Annotated in this window: 10 protein-coding genes; 1 reads left to right on the top strand and 9 read right to left on the bottom strand. The window is 74.0% G+C overall.

Annotated features, from left to right (window positions below):
• From ACWGIU_RS21375 to bldG, 3 genes are all read right to left on the bottom strand, one after another.
• The coding region (locus ACWGIU_RS21375; RefSeq protein ID WP_453708058.1) for a sodium/proton-translocating pyrophosphatase at positions 1-608 on the bottom strand (608 nt) is incomplete at its 3' end.
• Positions 609-878: 270 nt separating this feature from the next.
• The gene (locus ACWGIU_RS21370) at positions 879-1,319 is read right to left on the bottom strand and encodes an ATP-binding protein (RefSeq protein ID WP_453708056.1); all 441 of its coding nucleotides are present in this window, start codon (positions 1,317-1,319) and stop codon (positions 879-881) included.
• Between the two features lie 122 nt (positions 1,320-1,441).
• Positions 1,442-1,783, bottom strand: coding sequence for an anti-sigma factor antagonist BldG (gene bldG / locus ACWGIU_RS21365; RefSeq protein ID WP_008743037.1), 342 nt, complete (start codon positions 1,781-1,783; stop codon positions 1,442-1,444).
• A 70-nt stretch (positions 1,784-1,853) separates the two neighbouring features.
• On the opposite strand from bldG, the gene ACWGIU_RS21360 reads away from it, so the two are divergent.
• Entirely contained in the window at positions 1,854-4,325 is a 2,472-nt protein-coding gene (locus ACWGIU_RS21360; RefSeq protein WP_453708054.1) for a DEAD/DEAH box helicase, read from the top strand.
• Positions 4,326-4,449: 124 nt separating this feature from the next.
• Here ACWGIU_RS21360 and ACWGIU_RS21355 read toward each other — a convergent pair whose 3' ends face one another.
• Genes ACWGIU_RS21355 through ACWGIU_RS21330 form a run of 6 tightly spaced genes read right to left on the bottom strand, consistent with a single transcriptional unit; the run spans position 4,450 to position 8,213 of the window.
• Positions 4,450-4,791, bottom strand: coding sequence for an Rv3654c family TadE-like protein (locus ACWGIU_RS21355; protein ID WP_453708052.1), 342 nt, complete (start codon positions 4,789-4,791; stop codon positions 4,450-4,452).
• Positions 4,788-5,174, bottom strand: a complete 387-nt coding sequence (locus ACWGIU_RS21350) for a TadE family type IV pilus minor pilin (RefSeq protein WP_453708050.1) — start codon at positions 5,172-5,174, stop codon at positions 4,788-4,790. Before ACWGIU_RS21350 ends, ACWGIU_RS21355 begins: the two co-directional genes overlap by 4 nt.
• Positions 5,161-5,358: a DUF4244 domain-containing protein gene (locus ACWGIU_RS21345; RefSeq protein ID WP_453708048.1), complete on the bottom strand. Its 198-nt coding sequence runs from the start codon at positions 5,356-5,358 to the stop codon at positions 5,161-5,163. The genes ACWGIU_RS21350 and ACWGIU_RS21345 overlap by 14 nt, the downstream gene beginning before the upstream one ends.
• A gap of 49 nt (positions 5,359-5,407) precedes the next feature.
• A complete protein-coding gene (locus ACWGIU_RS21340) occupies positions 5,408-6,184 on the bottom strand; it encodes a type II secretion system F family protein (RefSeq protein WP_453708047.1) in 777 nt (258 codons plus the stop codon).
• Positions 6,184-7,026, bottom strand: coding sequence for a type II secretion system F family protein (locus tag ACWGIU_RS21335; RefSeq protein ID WP_453708059.1), 843 nt, complete (start codon positions 7,024-7,026; stop codon positions 6,184-6,186). The genes ACWGIU_RS21340 and ACWGIU_RS21335 overlap by 1 nt, the downstream gene beginning before the upstream one ends.
• A gap of 38 nt (positions 7,027-7,064) precedes the next feature.
• Positions 7,065-8,213: a TadA family conjugal transfer-associated ATPase gene (locus ACWGIU_RS21330; protein ID WP_453708045.1), complete on the bottom strand. Its 1,149-nt coding sequence runs from the start codon at positions 8,211-8,213 to the stop codon at positions 7,065-7,067.
• Positions 8,214-8,366 lie beyond the last annotated feature (153 nt).

Here is an 8,366-nt window from a genome sequence, read left to right as displayed (position 1 = left end):
CCGAAGCCCTCCAGGACCTTGGGGGCGTCGGCGGCATAGACCAGGACGACGCACGAGGCGCCGAGGAGGCCGAGGCCGACGGTGAACATGCCGACGACGCCGCCCGTCCGGAAGGCGATCTTCATCGCCTTGTGGGAGACCTCCGTCAGATCCTTGGCGGGCTCCCCCTCGGCCGGGGTGGCCTCACGTGCGGCGGCGGCGACACGGACGTTGGCGCGGACCGCCAGACGCATGCCGATGTAGCCGGTGGCGGCCGAGAAGATGGCGCCCACGAGGAAGAAGGCGGAACGCCCGCCCCGCTGCGTCCAGTCGTCGGCGGGGAGCAGGAAGAGCAGGAAGAAGACCACGACGGCGAAGACGCCGAGCGTGCGCAACTGCCGGCCCAGATAGGCGTTGGCGCCTTCCTGGACGGCTGCGGCGATCTCCTTCATGCTGTCGGTTCCCTCGTCGGCGGCGAGTACCTGGCGGACCAGGATCTGCGCGACGACGAGTGCGGCGAGTGCCACGGCCGCAATGACGATCACGATGAGCCGATTGTCATCGGTGAGTACTGCGGCTGCCAGATCCGTGATGCGATCCGGCGCAATGGGGGTGAAGAGCCCCGTCATTCGTCCTCCTTGACGTGATGAGCTCAAGATGTGGACGGATTGTAGGGAGCGCGCCCCGATCAAAACAGTGCGCAGGAAACGTAATTGGCGTGCTCTCGCTCCCCAGCAATAGATCGCGTCACTCCATTACCCTCGAAAGTAGTAATGGGGCAAAGGCATTGACGTGTCGCCATTGATCTAGGGAAATGAAAAAGGCCCTGCTCAGCAGGGCCTTGATAAAGATCGGAAGATACGAAGGTTCAAGCGTGGGGCGGATCACCGCGGTGGATCTCAAGGCAGCTCGGACACTCCGGACAGGGGCCAGCTCATCCGGATGGTCCCGCCCGATTCCCCACTGCTCACCTCGACGTCGTCGACGAGCCCGCTGATCACCGCGAGACCCATCTCGTCCTCGGTCTCGCCCTCGGACTCCAGGACGGCGGTGATGCCGGGCACCGCGTCGGTCCCACTGCCGGACGGCGAGGGGACCTCGTCACCGACCTCGATGGAGAACACCTTGTCCTCCTCGGTCAGCACCACCCGGACGGGCGCGGTCAGTCCGTTGCTCCGATGGAGTCCCACGGCACGCGAACAGGCCTCGCCCACGGCGAGGCGGACCTCGTCGAGGACGGCTTCCCCGACACCGACCCGGCGCGCCACGGCGGCCGCGACCAGGCGGGCCGTCCGGACGTGTTCGGGCTGGGCGCTGAAGCGCAGTTCAACGGTGGCCATGCGCATCCCCCTCGGACTACGGGCGTGCCTTGACAGGGGCCCGGGCCATCCATGGCCCGGTACCCCCGCTCTCCTTGTCGGCTCCCTGCCTCCCGGAGGCTGCAGGGGGCCGCGCGGAGCCGTCAGTCGGTGGCGTTGACGGCGTCTTCCACAGTCGTGTGGATCGGAAACACCTTGGTCAGACCGGTGATACGGAAGATCTTCAGGATGCGCTCCTGGTTGCACACCAGACGGAGCGAGCCCTCGTGCGCACGGACGCGCTTGAGGCCTCCCACGAGCACACCAAGGCCGGTGGAGTCGAGGAAGTCCACCCGCTCCATGTCGACAACCAGGTGGTAGCTGCCGTCGTTCACCAACTCGACCAACTGCTCGCGCAGCTTGGGCGCGGTATACACATCAATCTCGCCACCGACCTCCACGACCGTACGGTCGCCGACAGTGCGAGTCGACAGGGACAGGTCCACGGATCCTCCAGCACCTTGCTATCGAGCGACGCCCCCTCACCCGAAGGTAGGCGAGGGATTGGCTGCCGCGATGGCATTCAATCACTTACCGGCAGGCGCGCACGACGCCTTCGGACCATTGTCCCGCACGCCGGTGACACACTCGGTTCCGATGGCCAACACATCCGGTCCCGGACGGCCCACGGCACCCGCGGACCCACGACCCACCCCCGACACGGTCCTGGACCGCCTGTCACGGGGGCCTTCCCGTGCTGCGCGCATCACCCATACGGAGCACTTGCCCCCTCGGGCGGGTCGTCATGCAGTCTGGCCGGACCGCATCCGAACAGACGTCGTAGCCGCGATCGGATCGGCCGGAATCGACCATCCGTGGGAACACCAGGCCGCCGCGGCCGAGCTCGCCCTCGACGGAACGTCCGTGGTCGTGGCCACCGGAACCGCCTCGGGCAAGTCCCTCGCCTACCTCGCGCCCGTGCTCTCCGCCCTCGCCGACGGCGCCGAGGCCCCGAACGGCAGGGGCGCGACCGCCCTCTACCTGGCCCCCACCAAGGCCCTGGCGGCCGACCAGCGGCGCGCCGTACGGGAACTGGCCGCCCCGCTGGGCAACGCCGTGCGCCCCGCGGTCTACGACGGGGACACGCCCGTCGAGGAACGCGAGTGGGTGCGCCAGTACGCGAACTACGTCCTGACCAACCCCGACATGCTGCACCGCGGGATCCTTCCGGCCCACCCCCGCTGGTCCTCCTTCCTGCGGGCCCTGCGCTACGTCGTGATCGACGAGTGCCACACCTACCGCGGGGTCTTCGGCTCCCACGTGGCACAGGTGCTGCGCCGGCTGCGGCGGCTGTGCGCCCGCTACGGCGCGGAACCGGTCTTCCTGCTGGCCTCCGCCACCGCGAGCGACCCGGCGGCGGCCGCGTCCCGGCTGACCGGCGTACGGGTGATCGAGATCACCGACGACGCCTCACCGCGGGGCGAGGTGGTCTTCGCCCTCTGGGAGCCACCGCTGCTCACCGAGCTGCGCGGCGAGAAGGGCGCCCCCGTACGCCGTACGGCCACCGCCGAGACCGCCGACCTGCTGACCGACCTGGTGGTCCAGGGCGTCCGTACCGTCGCCTTCGTCCGCTCCCGGCGCGGCGCCGAGCTGATCTCCGTCATCACCCAGGAACGGCTCGCGGCGGTCGACCGGTCGCTGGCCCGCCGGGTCGCCGCCTACCGGGGCGGCTACCTCCCCGAGGAGCGCCGTGCCCTGGAGCGGGCCCTGCACTCCGGCGAGCTGCTCGGGCTGGCCGCCACGACGGCCCTGGAGCTGGGTGTGGACGTCTCCGGCCTGGACGCCGTCCTGATCGCCGGATACCCGGGCACGCGGGCCTCCCTGTGGCAGCAGGCGGGCCGCGCGGGGCGCTCCGGCCAGGGCGCCCTGGCCGTGCTGATCGCCCGGGACGACCCGCTGGACACCTACCTCGTCCACCACCCGGAGGCGCTGTTCCGGCAGCCGGTGGAGGCCACCGTCCTGGACCCCGACAACCCCTACGTCCTCGCCCCCCACCTGTGCGCGGCGGCGGCGGAGCTACCGCTGACCGAGGCGGACCTGGAACTCTTCGGCCCGGCGACCGAGGACCTCCTTCCCCAGCTCGAAGCGGCGAAGCTGCTGCGACGCCGGGCGACCGCCTGGCACTGGACCCGCCGCGAACGGGCCTCGGATCTGACCGACATCCGGGGCGGTGGCGGCCGCCCGGTGCAGATCGTCGAGGCCTCGACCGGCCGGCTGCTCGGCACGGTCGACGAGTCGGCGGCCCACACCGCCGTCCACGAGGGGGCCGTCCACCTCCACCAGGGCCGCACGTATCTCGTGAAGCACCTGGACCTGGAGGATTCCGCGGCCCTCGTGGAGCAGGCGGACCCGCCCTTCTCCACCACGGCCCGTGACACCACCTCCATCTCCATCCTGGAGACCGAGACCGAGATCCCGTGGGGCTCGGCCGGACTCTGCTTCGGCTCCGTCGAGGTCACCAACCAGGTCGTCTCCTATCTGCGCCGCAAGCTGATCACCGGCGAGGTGCTGGGCGAGGCCAAACTCGACCTTCCGCCCCGCACCCTGCGCACCCGGGCCGTGTGGTGGACGGTGACCGAGGACCAGCTCGACGAGGCCCGGATCGACCCGGAGATCCTCGGCGGCGCCCTGCACGCCGCCGAGCACGCCTCCATCGGCATGCTGCCGCTGTTCGCCACCTGCGACCGCTGGGACATCGGCGGCGTCTCCGTGCCGCTGCATCCCGACACCCTCCTCCCCACGGTCTTCGTCTACGACGGCCACCCCGGCGGCGCCGGATTCGCGGAGCGCGCCTTCAGCACCGCCCGCGCCTGGCTGACGGCGACCCGCGACGCGATCGCGGCCTGCGAGTGCGCGGCCGGCTGCCCTTCCTGCATCCAGTCCCCCAAGTGCGGCAACGGCAACGAGCCCCTGCACAAGCGCGGCGCCATCCGTCTGCTCACCCGCCTCCTGTCCGAATCCCCGGCCGCCGAGTCCTCGGAGGCCTGACGGGGCCAACGGGCCAGACGGACCCGACCGGGCCTGACGGGGCCGACCGGGCCAGACGGGGCCAGACGGGGCGACAGGGCCTGACAGGCCTTCCGGGGCCCGACGCGGCTCCCGGACCGGGCCCTCAGCCGGGCGGCGCCGCGGGCGGGCCCGCCCGGGCCCCGACCGCCGGGGTGAACGGGCCCGCCGCGACCTCGGCGGTGACCTCGGCGACCTCGCCCCGGAGCAGGCACCCGCCGAGCGCCGCGCCCTGTGCCCGGGCTACCCGCAGGGCCGTCGCGCAGGCCGTCTCCGGCCCGTGGGCCCAGGTGGCCGCCGCCGCGAGCGCCGCCAGATCGGCGGCCGCCGCCGCCCGGTGCCGGGCCACGACGGCCTGGCCGAGCAACAGCACGCCGCCGAACACCGCACCCAGCACCGTCGCCACCAGCGCCGCCCAGACCGTGGCCGAACCCCGGTCCCGGCTCACGGCGGCGGCCCCACACTGTCCTCCGCCAAGGCCACCGCCTGCGCGCCGAGCCGCACCGGCAGCCCGCCCGGTCCGGGTGCCGGCGCCGCCACCCGGACCCGCCAGAGGTCGCCCGCCCGCTCCAGCTCCACCCGCGCCCCCGGTGGGGCGGCCGCCCTGGCCGCCGCCTCCGCCACCTCCACCGGCTCCGACCTGGCCGCCGCCCGGGCACCGGCCCGGGCCGCGTCCACACAACGGATCTGCGCGGCCGCCGCCATCAGCGCCCACACCAGCAGCGCCGCGAACAGCACCAGCGCCGGGATCACCAAGGCGGCCTCCGCCGTAACATATCCCCGGTCGGACTTTCCCCGGCCGGCCCATGACTCACCCTCAGAACGGCACATCGAGTGCCTTTCCGATGGTCGACTGAAGGGCCGTGGCGACGACTTCACTCGTCACCACCTTGTAGAGGACGGCCGCGAACGCGCAGGCCGCGATCGTGCCCATGGCGTATTCCGACGTGGACATCCCCTTGTCGCCCCCGCGCGCCCTCAGTACCGTCCGCACACGAACCCAGATGATCCTCATGACAACCTCCTGTTGATTTCAGCTGTTGATACCTGTGGTCAAAGCGACTTCAGGTGTTCGAGAGAAGTCCCGAGGCCATACCGATCACCACCGGCGCGACCCCGATCGCGAGAAAGGCGGGGAGAAAACACAATCCCACCGGCGCGGTGACCAGGACCGCCGCCCGCTGCGCCCGCGCTCCCGCCGTGCGGACGCGGTCCTCCCGCAGCCCGGACGCAAGCCGGGAGACCCCTTCCGCTGCGGGCGCCCCCGTCCGCGCCGCCCGTTCCAGGCAGTCGGCGAGTGCCTGAGCACCCGGTATCTCCGCCAACCTCCCCCACCCGGAGCCCGGTTCACCGCCGAGCCGTAGCTCCGCGCCGGCCCTCGCCAGCCGAGCGCCCACCGGGCCGCCCAGCGACTCCCCCACCACCTCGGCGGCCTCCACCGGTCCCGCCCCCGCAGCCAGGCACGCGGCCAGCAGATCGGCGGCGAGCGGCAACTGACGCTCCGCCTCGCGTGGATCCACTCCAGCCGGCGACCGCGCCCTCGCCGACCACCGCCGCACACCGAACGCGGCCAGGCCACCGACGGCCACACCCGTCACCCCGCCGACGAGCACCCAGCCCGCCAGCAGTGCCCCGGCCGGGCCCGCCCACGCGGCCACCGCGTCTCTGAGCGCGGATCCGAACACCGGCCCGCGTAGCGCCGGTCCAGCCCCCAGCAGGGCCGCGGTCCTGCGTCCGACGGCCCGGGCGCGGACCCGCGCCGTCACCGCCGATACCAGCCAGAGCGCGACCACGGCCAGGCAGACGGCGATCCCCAGCCTGTGGACGGCGAAGTCCCCCATCACCGCTCCCCCATCCGGACGATCCGCCGGCACCACACCAGCCCCAGCGCCTCCAGCACCCCGCCCGCCAGCAGGCAACCCCACCCCATCGGCGTGCGCAGCAGCACCCGCAGCGGATCCGCGCCCAGCCCGGTGCCGATCAGCAGGCCCACCAGCGGCAGCAGGGCGAGTACCAGCACCGTCGACCGCGCTCCCGCCAACTGGGCCCGCAGCGACTCCTGCCGGTCCCGCTCGGCGCGCAGGGCCCCTTCCAGCCGTTCCAGTCCGGCGGCCAGTCCCGCACCGCCGTCCACCGACACCCGCCAGCAGGCCGCCATCCCGGCCAGCCCTTCCGCCCCCGGTTCCAGCGCCGCCTGGCGCAAGGCTGTGGGCACGTCCCCGCCGAAGGCCGCGGCGGCCAGCACCCCTGCCTCCGCCGCACCCGGCCCGCCGGGACCGGCGGCGGTCCGGCGCATAGCGGCCGTCAGCGCCTGCCCGGGCTGGGCTCCCGCCCGCAGCTCACCCACCACCGCCCCGCACAGGGCCACCACCTCGGCGGCCCGCGCCTCCCGAGCCCGCTCCCGCGCCCGTACCCGCAGCCAGCGGCGTACCAGCGGCACCGCCGCCGCCCCCGCCAGCAGCGGGATCACCGACCCGCCGAGCGCCGCCACCACCAGCCCCGCCGCGAGGCAGGCCCACTCCCGCCACCGCGCCGCCCTCACCCGTACGGCGATCAGCAGCCGCTCCCGGCGCAGCGGACCGACCGCAACCACCGGACCGACCGCGGCGAGCACCACCCGGGCCCTCCGCGACGCCCGGTCTCCGTCGGCGAGCCCCCAGGCGGCCGCCGCGGCGCACAGCATCCCGGCGAACACGGGTACCGGCAGCCCCGCCCCCGCGCTCACCGCGCACCTCGCAGCAGCGGGCGAAGCCGTTCCCAGCCGCGCTCCCGTACGAAGCCCCGAGCCGCCCAGCGCAGCGCCGGAACGGTGACCACCAGCCCGGCGGCGTCCCGCTCCAGCACGTGCACCTCGGCCAGTCGGCGCCGTCCCTCCCGGTCCCGGACCAGATGGAGCACCAGGGTCAGTGCCGCGGCCAACTGGCTGTGGAGGGCCGCCCGGTCGAGCCCGGCGGCCGTCCCCAGCGCCTCCAGCCGGGCGGGGACATGGGCCGCGGCGTTGGCGTGGACCGTCCCGCAGCCCCCCTCGTGCCCGGTGTTCAGGGCGGCGAGCAGGTCCGCCACCTCGGCGCCCCGCACCTCGCCCACCACCAGCCGGTCGGGGCGCATCCGCAGTGCCTGGCGAACCAGGTCCGCCAGGGTGACCAGGCCCGCCCCCTCCTGGTTGGCAGGCCGGGTCTCCAGCCGCACCACGTGCGGATGGTCGGGGCGCAGCTCTGCCGAGTCCTCGGCCAGCACGATCCGCTCGCCAGGGCCGACCAGCCCCAGCAGGGCACTGAGGAGGGTCGTCTTGCCCGTTCCGGTGCCGCCGGAGACGAGGAACGACAGCCGGGCCTCGACCATGTCGCGGAGCAGTCGGTGCCCGCCGGGCGGCAGGGTCCCCGCGGCGACGAGCTCCTCCAACGTGAACGCCCGCGGCCGCACCACCCGCAGCGAGAGACAGGCCGAGCCGACCGAGACCGGGGGCAGCACGGCATGCAGCCGGGTCCCGTCGGGCATCCGGGCGTCCACCCAGGGCCGGGCGTCGTCCAGGCGCCTGCCCGCTACGGCGGCCAGCCGCTGGGCGAGCCTGCGCACGGCCTCGGCGTCGGCGAAGGTCACCCCGGTCAGCTCCAGGCCGCCCCCGCGGTCCACCCAGACCCGGTCGGGGGCCGCCACCAGCACATCGGTGACCTCCGGATCGGCGAGCAGTGCCTCCAGCGGGCCCGCTCCGACCAGCTCGGACCGTAACTCGGCGGCCACCCCCAGCACTTCGGCGTCCCCGAGCAGCCTGCCCTGGGCCCGTAGTGCCGCCGCCACCCGGGCCGGGGTCGGTTCCGCCCCGCTCTCCGCGAGCCGCCGGCGCACCGCGTCCAGGAGTACCGCGCTCATGCCGGCACCCCCTGGGCGGAGCCGAGGGCCCGCTGCCAGAAACCGTCGCAGAACCGGGCCAGCGCACCCCGCCCCTGCGCCCCCGGCGGTGCGCCGGGCGCCGCCCCCCCCGGCGGCCCCCCCGCCCCCCCCCCCGCCCCCGCCCCCGGGGGC

The sequence above is a fragment of the Streptomyces sp. NPDC054840 genome, assembly GCF_053611065.1.
The sequence above is the reverse complement of the archived record's forward strand: the minus strand, read 5'-3'. Positions and strand labels throughout refer to the sequence as shown.